This is a genomic window from Massilia pseudoviolaceinigra, assembly GCF_030846505.1.
Classification (GTDB): domain Bacteria; phylum Pseudomonadota; class Gammaproteobacteria; order Burkholderiales; family Burkholderiaceae_D; genus Telluria_A; species Telluria_A violaceinigra.
This window is the reverse complement of record NZ_JAVCWL010000012.1, coordinates 88,537-109,075: the sequence shown is the minus strand read 5'-3', so window position 1 is coordinate 109,075 and position 20,539 is coordinate 88,537. Positions and strand designations below refer to the sequence as shown.

Genomic DNA, 20,539 nt, shown 5'->3' with positions numbered 1-20,539 from the left:
GACGGCGTGGCCTTTTTTCATTCACCGCCTATGCAGGCACGTGAATGCGCGCCTTGATGTGCTTGAGGTTGACGATGATCGTAAACGTCATCACGACCAGCAAGGACCACGAACTCCACTTCCCGACATGCACCATCGACCACGCGCCCAGCTGGTTGGGGTACTTCCAGATGCCGAAAAAGGTGCTGAGATTTTCGGCCAGCCAGATGAAAAAGCCGATCAGCACAAAGGCCAGCAGCAAAGGCATGCGGCGCTCCACGTCGAGCGGGCGCATGATGACGGTCGACCTGGCATACAGCCCGAGCGCGCACGCCGCCACGTACCAGCGATAGTCGCCGATGTAGTGGTGCGTGAAAAAATTGACGTAGATGAGGAGCGCGATCACCACCCCCATCCAGTGCGGCGGATGATGCTCGACCCGCAAATCGAACAAGCGCCACGCTTGAATGATGTAGCTGCCGACGGCGGCATACATGAATCCTGCAAACAGCGGCACGCCGAACAGCTTCGTGTACGCGAAGTCCGGGTAGGACCATGACTGGATGCTGCTGGAGGTCTTGAACACTTCCAGGGCGAAGCCGATCAGGTGAAACAAGGTGATTGCCTTGAGTTCATCGCGCGTCTCCAGCCTGGCCCAGATCATCCAGCCCTGTATGGCGAGGGCAACGATCAGCAGCACGTCGTAGCGCGCAACGCCCAAAAGGCCAGTGCGCGGCACCGAAAACACAGCTGCAAAGAACAGCCCCGCGAACAGGCAGGCGCGCGCCTCCTTGATGCCGAAGTAGAGAAACTCCGCGGCAAAGCGCGACAGGCCGGTGAGCCCGGGACGGGGATGAAATGCCAGCAGATGCGCATCGACCGCGCTTGGGCGCAACGAGAACAGCCGGGACAGAATGTGGGCGGCCATGCGGATAAAAACTCCAGGGTGACGAAATCGAAGGCGGGATGGTTATGCTGGCATCGGCATCTTAACCGAAGCCGGTCGTCGCGCTGGCCTGGCGCTAGCGCCGTTCCCGCCACCACAAGATCAGCATCGCCGCCGCGAACAGCAGCGCAAACGGCCACGCCGGCACCGGCACCGTGCCCGTTTGCGCCGGTGCGGGCGTGCGCGCCGCATAACGCGCGGTGGCTTCACGGCGCTGCGCCTTTTGCCACAGGGGCCAGTCGGCCTTGTCGTACACATACAGCTTGGCGGCCTGCGGTTTCGCGCCGCCGGTGTGCATCGCCAGCCAGCCAGCCTTGCGCGGCCATACCGCCACGCAGGAGGCGTCGGCCTTGTCCGGACGGCGCTGCCAGGCAAGCGTCTGTTTCAGTTCGGGGAAGGTGACGTCACCCTTCACGCCGAGCGCGCATACTTCCAGCCGCCGGCCGGGCAGCGGCATCTCCTGCGGGTCGAGCCAGGCCACGTCCTGCGGCCGCTCGATGCCGGCGCGATCAAACACCCCCTGCCACCACAGGCCGAGCGCCTGCGGCTCGCTGATCGCGTAGCGGTGCCAGTCGGCGACGCCAAGCCAGACGATGCGGCCCTTTTCCCACGCCCGCGTCCAGATCCTGTCGCCCGCGACGCTCCACGGACCCGAGGCCGTCGCCGGATTGAACGGCGCCGACGCCAGCGCCAGCGGCGTGCCGGAAGGCCGGGCATCAGCCTGCTCTTTCAGTTCCAGCTGTACGGAACGTGCCCACACCTGCTTGTTCTGCGCGTTCGCCGCCAGGATCACCAGCGGCATGCCCGCCGCCACCTGCGCCAGCAACGCTGCCCGTGCGCCATCGCCCAGATGCTCGATATGCGCGGCGTCGGCCACCAGCATATCGGGCTGCGTAAGGGCCGTCGCCGGGCTTTCACCGCGGGTGACGGTCTTGCCCAGGGTGACCTGCCAGTCCAGCGCGGCATGACTGTTGACCAGCAGATCATTGAGCGTGCGCGTATCGAACGACGGCGCGCCGAAGCGCCCCACCACCTGCAGCGGCACCGGCGCCGATACCGAAAACGGCACCGGGCCATGCGCCATCACCTTGCCGCTGCCATCGAGCATGCGCGCACTGAGCACCAGCGTTTCGGCCACCGGTGGCAGCCACTGCACGGTCAGCGCCGCGCCGTCGCCGGCGACATCGGCGATCACCTGTTTGTTCTCGGCCAGCAGTTGCAAGCGCCAGCTGGCCGCATGGCTGCGGCGCACGGTCAGCGCGAACATGCGTCCGAGGGTCAGTTCGCGCGGAAAATCCAGGTGCAACACCTCGCTGGTGGGCGTTTCCCACAACAGCGGCCGCGCCGGCAGGTCCTGCCATTGCGCGGCGCTCAAGCCATCGCCGGTGAGCTTCACCGCCGCCGCCGCCTCGTTGAGATCGATGGCCTCGGCATCGGAATCGATCGACAGCGTGGCGGCCACCCCGGCCGGCATGGGGAAGTCGCCGACGATCACGCCCAGCGCCGCCGCGGCCATCACGATCAGCAGCGCGTCGATCCACTGGCGCCGCCACAAGTACACCGCGGCGCTGCCGATGCCCATCAAGAAAATCAGGCCGGCAGCGATCATCGGGGAACTCCGTTGCGCAGGGCGCGGGTGAATGGGGTTTGCGGGGCAGCCTTGGCCTGCAACAGCACCGGCGCCTGGGTGATGGCGCCGCGCAGCCAGGCGCGCAGCACCGGACGGCACGCGGCGCAGCCGTCGGCCACGTCCTGCACGGCGCGCTGCGCTGCGAGGCGCTGTTCTTCGTTGGCGATGCGCTCGCGAATCCATGCGTGCGCATCGCGGCTCCACAGGGCCGGCAAGGCGCCGTCGCCATCGAGCGCTTCGATCAGGCGCCGCACGCCGTCGGGAATCGGCACCGCCGGGGCGCCCTGTTCGCGGCGATAGCTTTTGGTGCCGACCACATCGCCAGTCATGCGAATGTCTTCCTTGAGCGGGGGCGGCACAAAGGCGGTCTTGTGCAGGTAAATGCGGTCGGCCTGCTGCAGCTGCTTGATCGCATCGAGCGCCTTGTGTTCGGGCGGCAGTGCAGTTCTCGGGGTGATCGCGCGCAGGGCTTTTTCGGCGTCCCACATGGCGCTCAGGGCGCGCCGCAGGATTTTTTTGGTCGACTCGTCGAACAGGGTCGCATTTTCGGCCTGGTCGTGCATGTGGCCGAATTCGGCGACCACGTCGTGCTTCTCGTCCTCGTCGTGATGCTCCTCGCCGCCGAACAGGGTCGACTCCTCGCCCAGGAACTGGCCGTAACGGCGCCGCAACTGGGCCTGGTCGTCGGCAATGGCTTCGCTGCGCGAGCGCACGCTGGCCGGGTTCATGCCGGGCGTCGCCTTCAGGTCGGCCAGCAGCTGCTCGGTGTCGATGATGATCTGGCGCTGGCTGCGCAGGTTCTCGGGCTTGACCAGCATCGGCTGCGCCGACGATTCGTCGCTCTCTTCCACCGGTCCGGGCAGGCGCAGGGTGTAGGTGGGCGAGACGGTCGTGTGCGGACGCTCGGCATTGTCAGTCGCGCGCACAAAGAAATACAGTTCGTCCCCTGGCTCCATGCCCAGCTCCGCCAGCGTCCATTGCTTGTTCCACGTGCGCGTGCGCGGGTCGCTCGACTCGGGCAGCGGCAGTTCGCGGTCGCTGAAGCGGATGTTTTCGCCGCTGCCGCGCGCGAGCGTCAGGTGCAGGGTGGCGCGCCGGACCTGGTAATCGTCGCGCACCGCCAGCGTGATGGTGGCGTTGGCGGCTTCGCGCGCGAGCGTGTGGATCATCTCGCGCGGGGCGGACATGGTGATTTCGGGCGCCTGGTCGGGAATCACGCGCAGGTTGTAGCGCGCGCCGCGCCAGCGCCAGAACACCGACTCCGTCGCATTCCAGCGCGCGCATGCGCGCCCGATCCTGAGCGACTGGCCGTCGCTCAGTTCAATGGGCGTGTCCACCGGTTGCGGGGCGCGCAGGCACCATTCGACGACGCTGTGCTGCGGCACCTGAAGTTCGCGCGGTGCGCCAACGGACGTGGCAACGCCCGTGTATTTGGGCGGCGTCATGCGCACGGTGATCTCGCTGGTCTGCTTCGCAATCAGGGCTTTGACCTCGTGCGGCGTGGGCGGCACGGCCTGCACCTGGCGCCAGGCGAACAAGACAAGCGCCGCGCATACGCTCAACGTGAGCCAGCGCGCATTGATGCGCACCCGCTCCCTGACGATTGCCGCCATCACGTCGTCGGTGAGCGTGGTGGCGATGCGCGCCAGCAGGCGGCGGCGCTGGAGCTGGCCAATGGCGCTCGTGGCCCCCGCCAGCAGCGCGCTGCTGTCCTCGAACGCGGGCACGGTGGCGTCGAGCCAGCCGGTCCAGTCGCGCCGCACGCGCGCGCGCAGGCGCCGGCAATCCCACACCGCCCATGCGCTCCACAGCACGATGCCGGGAAACGACAGCAACAGTACCCATGGCAGGATCGTCGCGATCCACAGCGGCGCGCGCCGGCGCGTGGCGGCGAACTGCAACTGGTCGATGATGTCAGCGTCGGCTTGCATGGGCCAGTATCCGTTCCACTGCAAACAAGCCAAGCAGGATCAATGTGAGCAGGTAGCGCAAAGGGCCGCTGGACCGGGCCGGCGTGGCCGATGTCGTCGGCGCGATCAGTTGCGACGGCATGGTGTAGGGCACGGGTGCGTAATGCAGGCGCTGCCAGCTCTCGAACAGGCGGCGCGCGGCCTGCGGATCTGCCGGCGGCCATGCGTTCGATGCCCACACGCGCCCGCGCGCGCTGTCGGCATAACGGATGCCATAGGCCTGCGCGGCTTTTTTCAGTTCGGGGAAAGATGCCTCGTCGCCGGCCCACCAGAGCGGCGCGTGCAGGCTTGCTGGTGGCGCTTGCGGCACGTCCCAGACCACCAGTTCGGCCTTGCCGTCGGCGACGTCGTCGACCTTGTAGCGGCGAGGTCCGTCCAGCGCGGCGAACATGGCGCGCCATTGCGCGGCCCGTTTGCTGACGATGACAACGCGCTGTTCGGTGCTTGGGAACGGCGCCGCCTTGCTGCGCACCTCGATCCGGTGGCGCGAGCGTGGCGGCATGGCGGGCATGGGCACATTACCGAGTATCAGCAGGCGCGAATCGGGCCGCCATTCGCGGTCGTGGCGTGCCAGCCAGGCAAAGGGGTCGCCTGGCACCGCGATCCAGCTGGCGTCGTACAAGCCGGCCTGCCTGATCTGGCGCTCGGCCCAGACGCTGTCGGTGCCGGCCGGTATCAGCACGGCGTCGCGGCGCCACGGCAGTACCAGATCGGCCAGCCAGGCAATCACGGCCACCAACAGCAGGCAGCGTGCGAGCAGCAGCAATCGCTCGGTCCAGCGCCACACGCGCAGTTGCTGCGGATCGGCGCGCGGCAGGAAGCGCGCCGTGGCCAGCGGCTCCTGGCGGATGCGCTGGCGCCGCTGGCGGTGCCACAGCACCGGCAGTGCCAGCAGGCCCAGTCCGAGCCACCACAAGGCGTTCATGCGCGTGCGCCCTGGCGCAGCCACGCGCGCAGCACGGCGGGCAGCGGCTCTTCGATGCACGCGGCCAGCGCCGCAATATCGTTACTGCGGCATTGCGCCAGCATGCGGGCGAAGTGCTCGTCGCGGTTCTTGCGGTACACGCCGACCGTGTCGGGCGCGAAGCGGAATACGCCATCGGCGTTCTCGGGATCGCGCCAGGTGGTCTCGGGCGCAAAGCTGGCATCGCACTCGGCACGGGTCTGCAGGCAAAGCAGGCGCACATCGTGGCGCATGCGGCGCAGGCGCAACAGGGCTTCGGCCTGGCCGGAAGGCCAGTCGAGAAAATCGCTGGCGGCGAACACCAGGCCGGGCGCGCGCACGAACGGCATGCCGGTGCGCAGGGCCTCGCTGTTCGGGAGCGCGCCGCCGGCTTGCGTGCGCTGCAACTGGGCCAGCACGCGCTGCATCTGGCGCGGCCCGCGCGCGGCGGGTGTGAGCTGCACGCGCTCCCCGCTGCAGATGACCAGGCCGAAGGCGTCGCCCTGGCGCTGGGCGATGGCGGCGATGCAGGCCAGGATGGTGCGAGCGTACCAGAGCTTGTCGAGCCCCGACACACCGCTGCGGCTCGGTTCGGCCATCGACGCGGTGGCGTCGAGCCAGAGCCAGACGGCGACGTGGCTGTCGCGCTCCGCCTCGCGCACGTAGTAACGGTCGGCGCGCGCGAGCAGCTTCCAGTCGACGCGGCGCCATTCGTCGCCGGGCGCATAGGCACGGTATTCGGAAAATTCGACGCCCGCACCGCGCTCGCGGCCCGCATGGATGCCGTGACCGAGCCCCGCCAGCACATGGCGGATGATCAGGTTCAAGTCATTGGTGTGCGCGAGCAGCGCGGACGTCGACAGCATGCGATTGCTAATCCTTGTCGGCCTTGATCTCGGCGCGCAGGGCGAGCAGGATGTCGGCAATGGCCACGCCGTCGGCTTCTGCCTCGAAGTTGCGCAGCACGCGATGCGCCAGCACGGGCAACAGCATCGCGCCGATGTCCTCGCGCGTGACGGCCAGGCGGTTGTGCATCAGCGCGCGCGCCTTGGCGGCCAGCACCAGTGCCTGCCCGGCGCGCGGACCGGCGCCCCAGCCCACGTGCTTGGTGACGACGGCCACATGGCTCTCCTGAGGCCGCGTGGCACGCACCAGGCGCGTGGCATAGCGCAGCAGGTGCTCGCCGATTTCAATGTCGCGCACCAGCGTCTGCAAGCGCAGCAAACTGTCCACATCCATCACCTGCGGTGCGTCGGCAAGCCCCGCGTGGGTGGTGCGCGAGACCATCAGCGTCTCTTCGTCTTCGCTCGGGTAACCGACGTCGATGCGCAGCAAGAAGCGGTCGAGCTGCGCTTCCGGAAGCGGATAGGTGCCGGCCTGCTCGATCGGGTTCTGGGTCGCGAGTACAAAGAACGGCTTTTCCAGGCGGTGGGTAACGCCGGCAAAGGTGACCGCACGCTCCTGCATCGCTTCGAGCAGCGCGGACTGGGTCTTGGGCGGCGCGCGGTTGATCTCGTCGGCCAGCAGCACCTGGGTGAACACGGGACCCGGCTGGAAGCGGAACACGCGCTGGCGGGTGGCCTGGTTCTCTTCGAGGATTTCGGTGCCGATGATATCGGACGGCATCAGGTCGGGCGTAAACTGCACGCGCTGGAATTTAAGGTCTGTGGCCTGCGCCAGCGACTTGACCAGCAAGGTCTTGCCCAGACCCGGCACGCCTTCGACCAGCGCGTGGCCGCCGGCCAGCAGGCAGATGATCAGCGACTCGATCACACTATCCTGGCCGATGATCACGCTCGACATGCTCGCCTTGAGCGCGCCGATCTTGGCCGTCAGGTCGGCGATTTCTTTCTCTTCCCAGGCTACTGACACTGTCACGCTCCCAAAGCATACTGAATGATATTGACCGCAAAGCGGGTGTTGTCGACGACCAGCCAGCGCTTGTTGCGGAAGTCGTAATCCCACTCGCAGCCGTAGTCCTTGTTCGAATACAGCACCCGCACGCGCCCGTTGATTTCGATCGCCTTGAGGTAATCGTGTACCAGATCGTCGCCCCAGCCATTAAGTTCGTTGCCCGTGTTGGGCGGGCCGTCGAACTGGAAGAAGCTCGAATACACCGGGTGATTGTTGGGGATTTTTCTCAACGCCTTGGGGCCGAAAATGCGCGCCAGTTCTGCCTCGAAGGATTTGGCAAACAGGCCGTCGATATCGTGGTTGCAGTCGTCGACGAACACAAAGCCGCCGCCACGCACGTAGCGCTCGAAGTTCTTGCGCTCGGCGGGCGTGAACTGCACCAGCTTGTGCCCGGCCAGGTAGCAGAAGGGCGACTCAAGCATCTTCGCGTCCGACAACGCGATCACGCGCTCCACCGGGTCGACGCGCAGCGTGGTGTACTCCACCAGCGAATTGAGCACATTGCTGGGCATGCGGATATCCACGTCCCAGTCGCCCGACTCGTACATCAGGCGGGTGAAGTAGAAATCGTAGCTGCGCATTGCCCGGTCCCGCCTTACACCGCGTCCGACAGCGACGTGAAGTTGAAGTCGCGGATCTTCATCGGCGGAATCATCATCTGGAAGTTCATGCCGTCGCCGCCGAGAATCTGCGGCTTGCCCAGTTCATCGAGGTTGTTGAGCATTGAAACCGGGCTTTCGTTGAAGCGGAAGTTCTTGACCGGATGCTTGATCTTGCCGTTTTCGACGTAGAACGTGCCGTCGCGCGTCAGGCCCGTGAGCAGCAGCGATTGCGGATCGACGTCGCGGATGTACCAGGTGCGCGTGACGACGATGCCCTTCTTGGTCGAGGCAATCAATTCGTCGAGCGACTTGCTACCGCCCGACATGATCATGTTGCCGTGACGGCCGCGGGCCTTCATCTTTTGCTTGTTGGCCCAGAACAGCGAGTAGTCGAGCGAGACGATCTTGCCATTCCTGATGATGTCGGTGCGTTCGCGCGGCAGCATCGATTCGGTGTCCCATGGGCGCACCGGAACGTCCTTGTCCCACGGGTCGGCCCACACGTTGACCTGTTCGTCGAACAGTTTTTCGCCGAGGCGGTTGCCGCCGCCTTTTTTCGACAGGAAGCTGCGGCCTTCGTCGGCGCGGCGCGCATCGAAGGCGCCGAACATGCGGTCGATCAGGTCCGACGTGGCGGCCGGCTCCAGGATCACCGTGTAACGGCCCGGCTCCAGCGCCTTGGCGTCGACCGAGCGCAGGGCCTTTTCGATGGCCACGGCGGAGGCTTCGCGCGTATCGAATTTGCGCACGTCATTGGCCGAGCGGGTCACCCAGCCGGAACCGCGGCCATCTTCAGTGCGCGCGGTGCAGGTGAAGCTGACGTTGGTGAATTCGTGGTGGCCGAACACGCCGTTCGAATTGGCGATGGTCTCGAATCCGGTGTTATCGACAAAGAAGCCGGCTGTCACCAGTTTGTTCTTGCGCCCCGCGAGGATACTGTGCGACGCCACTTCGGCGCGAAACTCCGGGTCGATGGCGGCGGTCTCGCGGGCAAACGCGTTCGAGGCCTTGTACTCCTGCTTGCCGATCGCCGCCATGAATTCCGGATTCTCGGGCGCCAGGCGGGCCACGTCTTCGGCGCGGCGCACGGCTTTTTCGAGCGACTTGTCGTCGAACTCATTGATCGAGGCGGTGCCCTGGCGCTTGCCGAAGGCGACGCTGACGGTCAACTGCATGTTTTCGTTCAGGCCCGCCGTCGACACGCTGTTCTGCGCGTAGCGGATATTTCCGGTGCGGGTGCCATTGAGCACCACGCGGCATTCGTCGGCCTTGGAAAACCCGAGCACACGGTCGCAGATGCGTTTTGCTTCTTCCTGGTTCAGCTGTTTCATGCTGTGCTTTCTCCTTAGCCGATCTTGCGAGCGGTGTTGATGACGTTGATGCCGTTGAAACGGGTGGTGCTTGATCCGTGCGAGACCGCGCTGACCTGGCTGGGCTGCCCTTTGCCGTCGAAGAACGAGCCGCCCATGCGCCAGTCGCGCTGGTCGCAGATGGCACTGCAGGCATTCCAGAACTCCTGGGTGTTCGACTGGTAGGCCACGTCTTCCAGAGGGCCGATGATCTTGCCGTTCTTGATCTCGAAGTACAGTTGGCCGCCGAACTGGAAGTTGTAGCGCTGCTGGTCGATCGAGTACGAGCCGCGCCCGAGGATATAGATACCCTTCTTGACGTCCTTGATCAACTCGTCGGGCGTGAGGCGCTCCTTGCCGGCGGCGAGCGAAATGTTCGGCATGCGCTGGAATTGCACGCTGTTCCAGCTGTCGGCATACGAGCACCCGTGCGACTCTTTCTCGCCGATGATGTGGGCCTGATCGCGCGTGGCCTGGTAGTTCACCAGCACGCCGTCCTTGATGATGTCCCAGCGCTTGGCCGGCACGCCTTCATCGTCGTAGCCGACCGCGCCAAGCGAACCCGGTTCGTTTTTGTCGGCGATGAAATTGACCCGGTCGGCGCCGAACTTGAATTTTTTGGTCTGCCACTTATCCAGCGTGGCGAAGCTTGTGCCGGCGTAATTGGCTTCGTAGCCCAGCACGCGGTCCAGTTCCGTCGGATGGCCGACCGACTCGTGGATGGTCAGGAACAGGTGTTCAGGCGATAGCACCAGGTCGTACTTGCCCGGTTCGACCGTTTTGGCAGTCAGTTTTTCGCGCGCCTGGCGGCCGGCGGCGCGCGCGTCTTCCACGATGTCGTAGGACTTGGTGTAGAGCGTGGCGACGCCGCCGGCGGCCTTGATCTTGTCGGCCGGGCGGGCGTCGAAGTATTCGTAGCCCATGCCGGCCGGCGCGGCCAGGCTGTCGCGCGTGCGGAACCTGTTGCTGGCCTTGTCGACGGCGGTGGCGGTCAGCGGCGCCCACAGGCGGTGGATGTCCTGGTCGATGTAGGAACCGTCGGTGGAGGCAAAGTATTTTTGCTGGTTGACCTGGAACAGGGTCGAGGTCATGAAGCTGGCGCCGGCATCCAGGCCCGCCTTGTTGGCCGCGATGAGCATATCGGCTTTGTCCTTGATGGGCACCGTGCGCCAGTCGCGCGTGAACGGCGTGGTCCACGTCACTTCGCCCACGCCCTTGACCGGCGCCATGCGCAGCGGCTCGCTTTGCAGTTTGCTGTTGGCACGCGCGATGGCGACCGCCTGGCGCGCGGCGGCGGCGATGCTATCTAGCGACATGTCGTTGGTCGAGGCGAAGCCGTAGGCGCCGTTGGCGATCACGCGCACGCCCACGCCGGACGATTCGGTGTTGACGATGTTTTCCACGCTCAGGTCGCGCGTGGTGATGAACTGGTTCAGGTAGCGGCCGATGCGCACGTCGCAGTAGGTGGCGCCGGCCTTGGTGGCGGCGTTCATGGCGGCGTCGGCCAGCGACTTCTTGAACGCGATCGCGACCGGGTTCATTAATTCTTCGGCCGCGATGGCGTTGCCGAACACGGGCACGATGATGGCGCCGGCGGCGCCGCTGCTGATTTTGAGGAAGGTACGTCGTTCCACTTTTACTCCTGCTTACAAAGCTCCGTCATCGATTAATGCCGCGCTCTTTTGCCTGCACGGGGATTAAACCGCGTCCGACAATGAAGTGAAATTGAAATCCCTGACCTTCATCGGCGGAATCAGCATCGAATACGGCACCTCGTCGCCCGCGATCACCTGCGGCTTGCCGATCGCCTCGATATTGTTCAACATCGTCACCGGGCTTTCGTTGAACCGGAAGTTCTTGATCGGATACTTGATCTTGCCATTCTCGATGTAGAACGTGCCGTCGCGCGTCAAACCGGTCAGCAGCACCGACTGCGGGTCCACCTCGCGGATATACCAGGTGCGCGTGACCAGCACGCCCTTCTTGGTACTGGCGATCAGTTCCGCGGTCGATTTGCTGGTCCCGCCCATGATCATATTCCCCGGCGCGCCAATGGCGCGCACGCCTTTCTTGTTCGCCCAGAACAGCGAATAGTCGAGCGCCGACACCTTGCCATCCTTGATCAGGTTCATGCGCTCGCGCGCCAGCATGTTGCCCGCATCCCAGGGCACGACCGGCACATCCTTGTCCCAGGGGTCCGACCAGATATTAACCTGCGCATCGAACAGCTTGTCGCCCAGGCGCGTGCCGCCGCCCTTCTTCGACAAAAAGCTGCGGCCCTCGTCGGCCTGGCGCGCGTCGAAACCACCGAGCATGAAGCCGATCAGGTCCGACGTTGCGGCCGGCTCCAGGATGACCGTGTAGCGGCCCGGCTCGAGCGCCTTGGCCTCGACCGACCGCAGGGCTTTTTCGATCGCCACGTCGGACGCTTCGCGCGCATCGAAGCGCGCCACGTCGGTGGCGGAACGCTTGACCCAGCCCGACCCGCGCCCGTCTTCGGTGCGCACGGTGCAGGTGAAGTCAATGTTGGTTTTTTCCTGGTACCCGAACACGCCGTTCGAATTGGCAATGGTCTGGAACGAGTGGCTGTCGGTGAAGAAGCCGGCGCATACCAGCTTGTTCTTGCGGCTTGCCTCGATGCTGTAGGCCGCGGTCTGCGCGCGGAATTCCGGATCGATGGCGGCGGTGGCGCGGCTGAACGTCTGCGACGCCTTGTACGCCTGCTTCGAGACGGCCGGCATGAACTCCGGGTTTTCCGGCGCCAGGCGCGCCAGGTCCTCGGCACGGCGCACGACTTTTTCGAGCGACTTGTCGTCGAATTCGTTGATGCTGGCGGTGCCCTGGCGTTTGCCGTACGCGACCTGCACCACCAGCGAGGCGTCGTCCACCAGTCCCGCGGTCGAGACGTTGTTGCGCGCATAGCGGATGTTACCGGTGCGCCCGCCCGTCACGCGGACGGTGCATTCATCCGCCTTGGTCAGCGACATGACGCGGTCGACGATACGCTTGCTTTCTTCTTGGGTCAGAACTTTCATATGCGGTTCCCTGGCTTAGCCGATCTTGCGTGCGGTGTTGATGACATTGATGCCGGTAAAGCGCGCCGTGCTCGACCCGTGCGACACCGTGCTGACCTGGCTTGGCTGACCTTTGCCGTCGAAAAAGGAGCCGCCCATGCGCCAGTCGCTCTCGTCGCAGATGGCGCCGCAGGCGTTCCAGAATTCCTGGGTGTTCGACTGGTAGGCCACGTCTTCGAGTGGCGCGCCGATCTTGCCGTTGTTGATTTCATAGAACAGCTGGCCGCCGAACTGGAAGTTGTAGCGCTGCTGGTCGATCGAGAACGAGCCCGCGCCAACGATGTAGATGCCCTTCTTGACATCCTTGACCATCTGGTCGGGCGTGAGCTTGGCTTTACCCGGCTGCAGCGAAATGTTGGGCATGCGCTGGAACTGCACGCTGCTCCAGCTGTCGGCATACGAGCAACCGTGCGACTCCTTCTCGCCGATGATGTGGGCCTGGTCGCGGGTGGCCTGGTAGTTGACCAGGATGCCGTCCTTGATGATGTCCCAGCGTTTGCCCGGCACGCCTTCATCGTCGTAGCCGACCGCGCCCAGCGAGCCTGGCTCGACCTTGTCGGCCACGATGTTCACGCGCTCGGAGCCGTACTTGAATTTCTTGGTTTCCCACTTGTCGAGGGTGGCGAAGCTGGTACCGGCGTAATTGGCCTCGTAGCCCAGCACGCGATCGAGTTCGGTCGGGTGGCCCACCGATTCGTGAATCGTCAGGTACATGTGCTCGGGCGAGAGCACCAGGTCGTATTTGCCCGGCGCGACCGACTTGGCGGTCAGCTTTTCCTTGGCCTGGCGCCCGCAGGCGCGCGCATCTTCGATCAGGTCGTACGAATTCTTGTACAGGGTGCATACGCCGCCGGCGGCCTTGATCTTGTCCTCGGGGCGCGCGTCGAGGTATTCGTAGCCCATGCCGACCGGCGTGGACAAGCCCTGGCGCGAGCGGAATTTGTTGGTGGCCTTGTCGACGGCGGTGGCGAACACCGGCATCCACATGCGGTGCACGTCCTGGTCGATGTAGGAGCCATCGGTCGAGGCAAAATACTTTTGCTGGTTCACCTGGAACATCAGCGACTGCATGAAGCTCGCACCGCCCTCCATGCCGGCCTTGTTGGCGGCGATCAGCAGCTCGGCTTTTTCCTTGATGGGGACCATGCGCCAATCCTTCTTGATCGGGGTGGCCCAGGCCACTTCGCCCACGCCCTTCACGGGCGCCAGGCGCACCGGTTCGGATTGCAGCCTGGCGTTGGCCTTGGCGATGGCGACCGCCTGGCGCGCGGCGCCGGCCACCGCATCGGGCGACATGTCGGAGGTGGCGGCAAAGCCGTAGGCGCCGTTGCACAGCACGCGCACGCCCACGCCGGCCGATTCGGTATTGGTCACGCTTTCGACATTCAGGTCGCGCGTGGTGATGAACTGGTTCAGGTAGCGGCCGATACGCACGTCGCAATAGCTGGCGCCGGCGCCGGTGGCGGCATTCAGGGCCACGTCGGCCAGGGTCTTCTTGAACTTTGCCGCGAGGGGATTGAGTAATTCTTCAGCGGCGATGGCGTTGCCGAAAACCGGCACCAGCATCGTGCCCAATGCCAGGCCGCTGATATTGAGAAATGCACGTCGTTCCATAGTATCTCCTAACACTCACCACGAAGGTAGCGGCCCGCCGGACTGCGCGAACGCGCTTTGTTTTGCAGCTCACCTGAACCATGCCGAATACTGGCCTGAACGAAAATCAGAAAGAACCTTACCAGCAAAATGGCCAAAAGAATACGCAAAGATTGTGCCACTGGCTAAGTCCTTGATTCGGGAATCAGGGAGTGTCCGGCGGACGGCGTCCGCGCTGTCCGAAGCAGTGTCCGCACGCTGTGGCGGACAGTATGTACATATGAGATTCGGCTTGACCTTCAAGCGTGCATACTCGATCATCGCGCTTGTCGGCGATATCACATCGCCTGCCGTAGCTTATCCCCGTAGTACATACCAATACCGGAGACGAAAACACATGAAACAACTGATCCTGGCCACCATGCTGGCCGCTGGCATGACCGGCGCAGCCCATGCCGATGATGCACTCAAGGCAGCCATCGCCAATACCGAGCGCACGCCCGCCAACGTCGCACGCGACGCCGCACGCCATCCATACGAAACGCTGACCTTCTTCGGCATCAAGCCGACCATGACGGTGGTCGAACTGTCGCCGGGCGGCGGCTGGTACACCGAAATCCTGGCGCCTTACCTGCGCGAAAAGGGCAAGCTGATCGTCGCCGGCGAGTCGCCGACGTCGGCCAAGGAAGGCGCGCGCAAGTACGCGGCCAACCTGACCAAGAAGCTTGAATCGAAGCCGGCCATGTTCGACAAGGTCCAGCGCGGCGTATTCGAAGTACCGACCACGTACGACTTCGCCAAGCCGGGCAGCGCCGACCTGGTGGTCACCTTCCGCAACCTCCACAACTGGATGGGCAATGGCGACGACAAGGTCAAGGAAGTGTTCAAGAAGGTCCACGACAGCCTGAAATCGGGCGGCGTGTTCGGCGTGGTGGAACACCGTGCCCCGGCCGGCAAGGAGCCGAAAGCCGATACCGGCTACGTGCAGGAAGCGTACGTGATCAAGATGGCCGAAAGCGTCGGCTTCAAGCTCGCCGGCAAATCGGAAGTGAATGCCAACCCCAGGGACAAGGCTGACCACAACAAGGGCGTGTGGGCCCTGCCGCCGGTACTGGCCAATAAGGATGTCGATCGCGAGAAGTACCTGGCGATCGGCGAGAGCGACCGCATGACGCTCAAGTTCGTAAAGCCTTAACAGGTGATGACGGCTCCGCAAGGGGCCGTTTTCTTGTCTGCCTGTTCCGCACAGGCGGGACGCTGGAGCGGCGCGCCATGCGCGTGTATGATTAACGCTCGTCGCTCCTTCCTCCAACAAGAAATTACCCAATGAACATATCGCGTATCGCCGTTGCCGCCGTTCTTGCCGCGGCAAGCCTGCTGGCCCATTCCGCACAAGACGCCACCAGCAGCGCGTCGCCGGCCGCGCCGGTGGCCGCCATTCCCGCCAATCTCGAAAACTCGGTCGTCAAGGTGTTTGCCACGCTGCGCCGTCCCGACCCGTACAAGCCATGGACCAAAGCCTCGCCGCAGGAGGTGACCGGCTCCGGCGTGGTCATCGAAGGCAAGCGCATTCTTACCAACGCCCACGTGGTCGGCTATGCCAGCCAGGTCCAGGTGCAGGCCAGCCAGGCCGGCGGCAAGGTATCGGCCACGGTGGTGGCGGTCGCGCGCGGGATCGACCTGGCCATCCTCAAGCTCGACGACGAATCGTTCTTCGACACCCACGCGCCGGTGTCGCGCGCCAGCGTGCTGCCGGATGTGCGCGACCAGGTGTTCGCCTATGGCTACCCTACCGGTGGCACCTCGCTGTCGATCACCAAGGGGATCGTCTCGCGCATCGAATTCGCCAACTACAGCATGGGCACCACCGGCCTGCGCATCCAGATCGATGCCGCCATCAACCCGGGCAACAGCGGCGGCCCGGCCATCGCCAACGACAAGATGGTAGGCCTGGCCTTCGGCGGCGCCGCCAACACGCAGAACATCGGCTACATCATCCCCAACGAAGAAGTGGATCTGTTCCTGCGCGACGTCGCCGACGGCAAATACGACGGCAAGCCATCCCTGACGGACGAAGTGCAGACGCTGGAAAACCCGGTCCTGCGCGAGTTCCTCAAGCTCGGCAAGGACGTCTCCGGCGCCGTGGTGCAGCGCCCCAACCAGAACGACGCCGCCTATCCGCTCAAGGAATGGGACGTGATCACCCATATCGGCGATTCGCCGATCGACAACCAGGGCATGGTCAAGCTGGGCACCAATCTGCGCGTGCGCTTCCAGTACCGCGTGCAGCAGGTCACGAAAGATGGCGCGGTGCCGCTGACGATTGTCCGCGCCGGCAAGAGCCTGAACGTCAAGGTGCCGGCCGTGGGCGGGCGCAAGCTGCTCATTCCCGACCTGAACAACGGCTACCCGTCGTACTTCATTTACGGGCCGATCGTGTTCTCGCGCGCCAGCACCGATTTCCTCGCCTTCCTCAACTCGAACGTTACCAACATGGCGGCGGCCAGCTACATGGCCAACCCGCTGGTGACGCGCCGCGGCGAGCCGCCGACGCCTGAGCGCCAGGAACTGGTTGTGGTCAGCTCGCCCTTCTTCCCGCACAAATCGGTGGCCGGCTACTCCAACCGTTTCGGCTCGGTGATCTACTCGGTCAACAAGGTCCCCGTGCGCAGCCTGGCCCACATGGTGCAGCTGCTGCGCGACTCGAAGGATGAGCTGATCGTGCTGCACTTCGACCAGCGCGGCGGCGAAACCATCGTCGTGCGGCGCAAGGACATGATCGACGCCACCGAAGGCATCCTGTCCGATAACGGCATCCGCCTGCAGGGCAGCCAGGACATGATGGATGTCTGGAACCGCAAGTAAGCACCCGTCAAACCTGCCAGGTGGGGATACATTGCAAATGATAATGATTCTTGTTATCATTTGACACCCGCCAGCAAGTGTTCCTTCCCGACGCATCCGCGTCGCCAGGTCCGAGAGCCAGCCTGATACTCTCCGACCTGGACCACCATGATCACTTCGACCCCGATGCCGGCACCCGCTTCTGCGCGCCGGAGCGCTTCCGCGCCACTGCGCCGTGTTCTCGGCACCACCCTCAATGCCACGCTGCTGGCCGTGATCGGCACCTGCGCGGCCCATGCGCAAAGCCTGCGCGAACCGCAGCAGTTGTCCGGCATCGTCGTCACGCCCGGCCGCGCCAAGACACCCGATGCGCTGCAAGGCAGCGTGGCCGTCATCAGCGCCGCCGAACTGGCGCGCCGCAACGCCGGCGACATGAGCGCCATCGCGCGCTACGAGCCGCTGGTGGCGGTACCGGCCGCGTTCAGCGGCAGCGGCAGCGTGTGGGATGGCGCGGGAAACACCGGCTTCAATATCCGCGGCATCGAAGGCAACCGGGTCAGCCTGGACATCGACGGCATCGCCCTGCCCGACGCCGCGCCCAAGCCGGACGGCACCTCCATGAACACCTTCGGCATCGGGCGCGATTACTTTGATCCGGCCATGTTCCGCGAAGTGCGGATCGGCTCTGGCACGGGCGCGGCGGCCGCGGGCACGCCCGGCCTGGCCGGCAGCGTCGCCTTTGTCACCAAGTCGCCGGGCGACTATCTGAGCGACGGCAAGCGCAGCTACCTGGCGTATGCGCTCGGCTACAGCGATGCCAACAACAGCCGCTCGCACAGCCTGACCGGTGCCGCGCGCATGGGCGCACTCGACGCGCTGGCGGTGGCCGTGCACCGCAGCGGCAAGGAGCTTGAAAACAAGGGCAGCGTGGCGGCCAATCCGGACGACTGGGACTCGAACGCGCTGCTGGCCAAATTCCAGTGGACCGCGATGCCGGGCCAGCGCATCGGCCTGACCCTGGACGGCTATGAACGCGACAATGCGCGCAGCTACGTCAACAAGACCGGCGGCCTGTACCCGAATGGCGTGCTGCAGGATTCGCGCACCAAACGCACCCGCGTCAGCCTGGAACACCGCATGACCGGCGCCACGAATGGCCTGTTCGATACGCTGGAGAGCCGCATCTACGTGCAGGACGCCAGCGTCGACGACCGCACCCGAGCGCGCTACATCACCGGCAACCAGCCCTACCTGCGCAACATCGACACCGGCTACTTCAACAAGAGCGCCGGCGCCGGGGCCGACGCCACCCTGAAGATCGGCGAGTCGCTCAGCCTGGCCTACGGTGCAGCCTACGAGCAGTCCGAAACGCGCCGTCCGTGGCTGGAAGACCGCACCGTCATCGCCAGCGGCGCGCACCAGATTTTGATGAAGAACCGCATGGCCGACATGGACAGCGACAAGGCCAGCGCCTACCTGCGCGGCGAATTCGGCTTTGCGCTGGGCGCTTACGCGGCCACGCTCACGCCGGGTCTGCGCACGCAATACCGCAAGCTCACACCCAGGAACCTGGCCGGCTACCTGATCGCGGTGCCTGCGGCGGCCGGCGAAATCAAGACCGAGAGCGATGCCTACGCCACCCCGAGCCTGAACCTGGCCGTCGCCCTGGCGCCCGACCTGTCGGTGTATGCGCGCCTCAATCGCGGCGCGCGCCTGCCCACGGCGGCCGAGCGCACCGGCACCTACGACTCGTTCAGCTACACCGGATCGGGCGTCGGCTATGCCGTGCTGGGCAACCCGAACCTGAAGAAGGAAACCAGCCAGGCCTTCGAAGCGGGCCTGAAAAGCAGTCCGATCAAGGGCATGCAGATCAGCGCATCGGTGTTTCGCACCGAGTACAAGAACTTCATCGATTACGTGACGCAGGCGCCGGACCCGGTCAATTACCCGACCATCACGCGCGGCCTGTACCGGCCGCAGAACAATGGCAGCGCGCGCACCTGGGGCGGCGAAGCCTCGCTGCGCGCGGAACTGGGCACGTGGTCGGCGCCGCTGGCCGGCTACAGCATCGCCGCGGCGGCCGGCGTCTCGCACGGCAAGGCGCGCGACAGCAGCACCGGCAAGGAAGGCGAACTGGCCTCCACCCTGCCGCGCAAGGCCAGCGCCAGCTTCGCCTACGATGCGCCGAACGATGCGTACGGCGTCTCGCTGAGCGCCGTCGCTACCGCCGGCAAGCAGCCGGCGTCGGACACCGTTGGCGACGCCGGCACGCGGCGCTTCCGTATCGCCGGCGCCACCGTGGCCGATCTGGCCGCGTACTGGAACATCGGCAAGCACGTCAGGCTCCACGTCGGCATCTACAACCTGGGCGACAAGCGCTATTGGGATTACGCGACCTCGCGCTCGCTCGCTGCCGGCCTTGACGCCGCCACGCTGGCCGACATCGAACGCCAGGCGCGCCCCGGCCGCAATGCGGCGGCCATGCTGACGTTCCAGTATTAACCCCTTTTTTTCACCACCCCGGAGACTCCATGAAACGCCTACGCACCCTTCCGCTGGCCATTGCCGGCGCCCTGCTTGTCCTGGCTGGCCACGCCGGCGCCGCCACCCTGTCCGAGCGCTGGAGCGCGCTGCGCGCCGAACAGCCCAAGGTGATGATCCGCGATGCCGCGCGCACGCTCGGCGTATCGGAAGCCGAACTGCTGGCCACCGGCATCGGCAACACCGTCACCCGCCTGCGCAGCGACGGCAACGACCCGCGCGAGATCATGCGCCGTGCGCTCGACCTGGGCACCGTGCTGGCACTGACGCGCAACGAAAATGGCGTGATCGAACGCACCGGCGTGGCCACCAAGGTCAAGCCGCAGCCGGAGGACGACAAGGAAGCGAAGGAAGCGGTGAAGGACGAAGAACGCGAAGCGCGCCAGCGCAACATCGCCGGCGGCTACCTCGGTGGCGAGATCGACCTGCGCTTCACGTTCTCGAAGTGGAAGCACGCATTCGCGGTGGCGCAGCCGGGCGCCGACGGCGTGGTTAAACGCAGCCTACAGTTCTTCGACGAGAACGGCGCCGCGATCCACAAGATCTATCCGAAAGATGCCGCCGGCGTGGCCGTCTTCGACAAGCTGGTGGCCGACTTCCGCCATCCCGACCAGAAAGAGGCATTGAAAGTGCCGGCGCGCGCACCCAAGGCCGCCGAACTGGCCGACAGCAAGGTCGATGTGAAGGAATTCCAGCAGGCCTGGAACGAGATGAGCGACGTGCACCAGTTCAACCGCCTGCTAACCGAGTTCAAGATCACGCGCGAACAGGCGATGCGCCTGGCGCCGGCCGGCATGGTGCAGCGCCTCAAACCCGAAGCGGTCCGCACCCTGCTCGATGAAGCGGCCAAACAGCAGCTGCCGATCATGTCATTCCTGGGTAATGGCGCGCTGATCCAGATCTTCAGCGGCAAGATTACCAAGACGGCGGCGAGCCCGGGCTGGTACAACGTGCTCGATCCGGCCTTCAACCTGCACCTGCGCGAAACCGCCTTCAAGAGCGGCTGGGTGGTGCGGCGCGCCGGCGTGACCTCGGTCGAGTTCTACGACAACGAGGGTGAACAGGTGGTGAGCTTTTTCGGTGTGCGCGAACGCGGCCAACCGCAGCCGAAAAGCTGGGTTGACCTGACCGCCGCCCTGCCGAAGGGTTAAGCG

Annotated in this window: 15 protein-coding genes; 4 read left to right on the top strand and 11 right to left on the bottom strand. The window is 65.0% G+C overall.

Translation table 11 applies throughout. The features are described 5' to 3' along the window. Nucleotides 1–28: 28 nt before the first annotated feature. From RBA40_RS13715 to RBA40_RS13665, 11 genes are all read right to left on the bottom strand, one after another. A complete protein-coding gene (locus RBA40_RS13715; protein WP_306648406.1) occupies nucleotides 29–907 on the bottom strand; it encodes a DUF817 domain-containing protein in 879 nt (292 codons plus the stop codon). A gap of 94 nt (nucleotides 908–1,001) precedes the next feature. Further along, entirely contained in the window at nucleotides 1,002–2,534 is a 1,533-nt protein-coding gene (locus RBA40_RS13710) for a hypothetical protein (protein WP_306648405.1), read from the bottom strand. Then, nucleotides 2,531–4,486, bottom strand: a complete 1,956-nt coding sequence (locus RBA40_RS13705) for a DUF4175 family protein (RefSeq protein ID WP_306648404.1) — start codon at nucleotides 4,484–4,486, stop codon at nucleotides 2,531–2,533. Before RBA40_RS13705 ends, RBA40_RS13710 begins: the two co-directional genes overlap by 4 nt. Then, nucleotides 4,470–5,450 carry a BatA domain-containing protein gene (locus tag RBA40_RS13700; protein WP_306648403.1) on the bottom strand — a complete coding sequence of 327 codons (981 nt, stop codon included), beginning with the start codon at nucleotides 5,448–5,450 and terminating at the stop codon, nucleotides 4,470–4,472. Before RBA40_RS13700 ends, RBA40_RS13705 begins: the two co-directional genes overlap by 17 nt. Beyond that, nucleotides 5,447–6,334, bottom strand: a complete 888-nt coding sequence (locus RBA40_RS13695) for a DUF58 domain-containing protein (protein WP_306648402.1) — start codon at nucleotides 6,332–6,334, stop codon at nucleotides 5,447–5,449. Before RBA40_RS13695 ends, RBA40_RS13700 begins: the two co-directional genes overlap by 4 nt. Nucleotides 6,335–6,341: 7 nt before the next feature. Further along, nucleotides 6,342–7,340 carry an AAA family ATPase gene (locus tag RBA40_RS13690; RefSeq protein WP_374710495.1) on the bottom strand — a complete coding sequence of 333 codons (999 nt, stop codon included), beginning with the start codon at nucleotides 7,338–7,340 and terminating at the stop codon, nucleotides 6,342–6,344. A 2-nt stretch (nucleotides 7,341–7,342) separates the two neighbouring features. Continuing rightward, the gene (locus RBA40_RS13685) at nucleotides 7,343–7,963 is read right to left on the bottom strand and encodes a DUF4159 domain-containing protein (RefSeq protein ID WP_306648400.1); all 621 of its coding nucleotides are present in this window, start codon (nucleotides 7,961–7,963) and stop codon (nucleotides 7,343–7,345) included. 14 nt (nucleotides 7,964–7,977) lie between these two features. Next, nucleotides 7,978–9,315 (bottom strand): TldD/PmbA family protein, encoded by a 1,338-nt coding sequence (locus RBA40_RS13680; RefSeq protein WP_306648399.1) that lies wholly within the window; start codon nucleotides 9,313–9,315, stop codon nucleotides 7,978–7,980. Nucleotides 9,316–9,329: 14 nt separating this feature from the next. Next, the gene (locus RBA40_RS13675; RefSeq protein WP_306648398.1) at nucleotides 9,330–10,967 is read right to left on the bottom strand and encodes a TldD/PmbA family protein; all 1,638 of its coding nucleotides are present in this window, start codon (nucleotides 10,965–10,967) and stop codon (nucleotides 9,330–9,332) included. A 63-nt stretch (nucleotides 10,968–11,030) separates the two neighbouring features. Continuing rightward, the gene (locus tag RBA40_RS13670; RefSeq protein ID WP_306648397.1) at nucleotides 11,031–12,368 is read right to left on the bottom strand and encodes a TldD/PmbA family protein; all 1,338 of its coding nucleotides are present in this window, start codon (nucleotides 12,366–12,368) and stop codon (nucleotides 11,031–11,033) included. 15 nt (nucleotides 12,369–12,383) lie between these two features. Beyond that, nucleotides 12,384–14,021: a TldD/PmbA family protein gene (locus tag RBA40_RS13665; RefSeq protein ID WP_306648396.1), complete on the bottom strand. Its 1,638-nt coding sequence runs from the start codon at nucleotides 14,019–14,021 to the stop codon at nucleotides 12,384–12,386. A gap of 376 nt (nucleotides 14,022–14,397) precedes the next feature. Here RBA40_RS13665 and RBA40_RS13660 point away from each other — a divergent pair, with 376 nt between their 5' ends. The 4 genes from RBA40_RS13660 to RBA40_RS13645 all read left to right on the top strand — a co-directional run bounded on the left by RBA40_RS13660 (nucleotide 14,398) and on the right by RBA40_RS13645 (nucleotide 20,536). Next, complete coding sequence (locus RBA40_RS13660; protein ID WP_306648395.1) at nucleotides 14,398–15,195, top strand: class I SAM-dependent methyltransferase; 798 nt, start codon at nucleotides 14,398–14,400, stop codon at nucleotides 15,193–15,195. 131 nt (nucleotides 15,196–15,326) lie between these two features. Then, a complete protein-coding gene (locus RBA40_RS13655) occupies nucleotides 15,327–16,865 on the top strand; it encodes a S1C family serine protease (RefSeq protein WP_306648394.1) in 1,539 nt (512 codons plus the stop codon). 147 nt (nucleotides 16,866–17,012) lie between these two features. After that, nucleotides 17,013–19,346 carry a TonB-dependent receptor domain-containing protein gene (locus RBA40_RS13650; protein ID WP_306648393.1) on the top strand — a complete coding sequence of 778 codons (2,334 nt, stop codon included), beginning with the start codon at nucleotides 17,013–17,015 and terminating at the stop codon, nucleotides 19,344–19,346. 29 nt (nucleotides 19,347–19,375) lie between these two features. Then, on the top strand, nucleotides 19,376–20,536 hold the full coding sequence (locus RBA40_RS13645) for a hemin-degrading factor (RefSeq protein WP_306648392.1): 1,161 nt from the start codon (nucleotides 19,376–19,378) through the stop codon (nucleotides 20,534–20,536). Nucleotides 20,537–20,539 lie beyond the last annotated feature (3 nt).

Coding starts and splice junctions, on each gene's coding strand:
- RBA40_RS13715 (WP_306648406.1), bottom strand. CDS start 907: ATGGCCGCCCACATTCTGTCCCGGCTGTTCTCGTTGCGCCCAAGCGCG.
- RBA40_RS13710 (WP_306648405.1), bottom strand. CDS start 2,534: ATGATCGCTGCCGGCCTGATTTTCTTGATGGGCATCGGCAGCGCCGCG.
- RBA40_RS13705 (WP_306648404.1), bottom strand. CDS start 4,486: ATGCAAGCCGACGCTGACATCATCGACCAGTTGCAGTTCGCCGCCACG.
- RBA40_RS13700 (WP_306648403.1), bottom strand. CDS start 5,450: ATGAACGCCTTGTGGTGGCTCGGACTGGGCCTGCTGGCACTGCCGGTG.
- RBA40_RS13695 (WP_306648402.1), bottom strand. CDS start 6,334: ATGCTGTCGACGTCCGCGCTGCTCGCGCACACCAATGACTTGAACCTG.
- RBA40_RS13685 (WP_306648400.1), bottom strand. CDS start 7,963: ATGCGCAGCTACGATTTCTACTTCACCCGCCTGATGTACGAGTCGGGC.
- RBA40_RS13680 (WP_306648399.1), bottom strand. CDS start 9,315: ATGAAACAGCTGAACCAGGAAGAAGCAAAACGCATCTGCGACCGTGTG.
- RBA40_RS13670 (WP_306648397.1), bottom strand. CDS start 12,368: ATGAAAGTTCTGACCCAAGAAGAAAGCAAGCGTATCGTCGACCGCGTC.
- RBA40_RS13665 (WP_306648396.1), bottom strand. CDS start 14,021: ATGGAACGACGTGCATTTCTCAATATCAGCGGCCTGGCATTGGGCACG.
- RBA40_RS13660 (WP_306648395.1), top strand. CDS start 14,398: ATGAAACAACTGATCCTGGCCACCATGCTGGCCGCTGGCATGACCGGC.
- RBA40_RS13655 (WP_306648394.1), top strand. CDS start 15,327: ATGAACATATCGCGTATCGCCGTTGCCGCCGTTCTTGCCGCGGCAAGC.
- RBA40_RS13650 (WP_306648393.1), top strand. CDS start 17,013: ATGATCACTTCGACCCCGATGCCGGCACCCGCTTCTGCGCGCCGGAGC.
- RBA40_RS13645 (WP_306648392.1), top strand. CDS start 19,376: ATGAAACGCCTACGCACCCTTCCGCTGGCCATTGCCGGCGCCCTGCTT.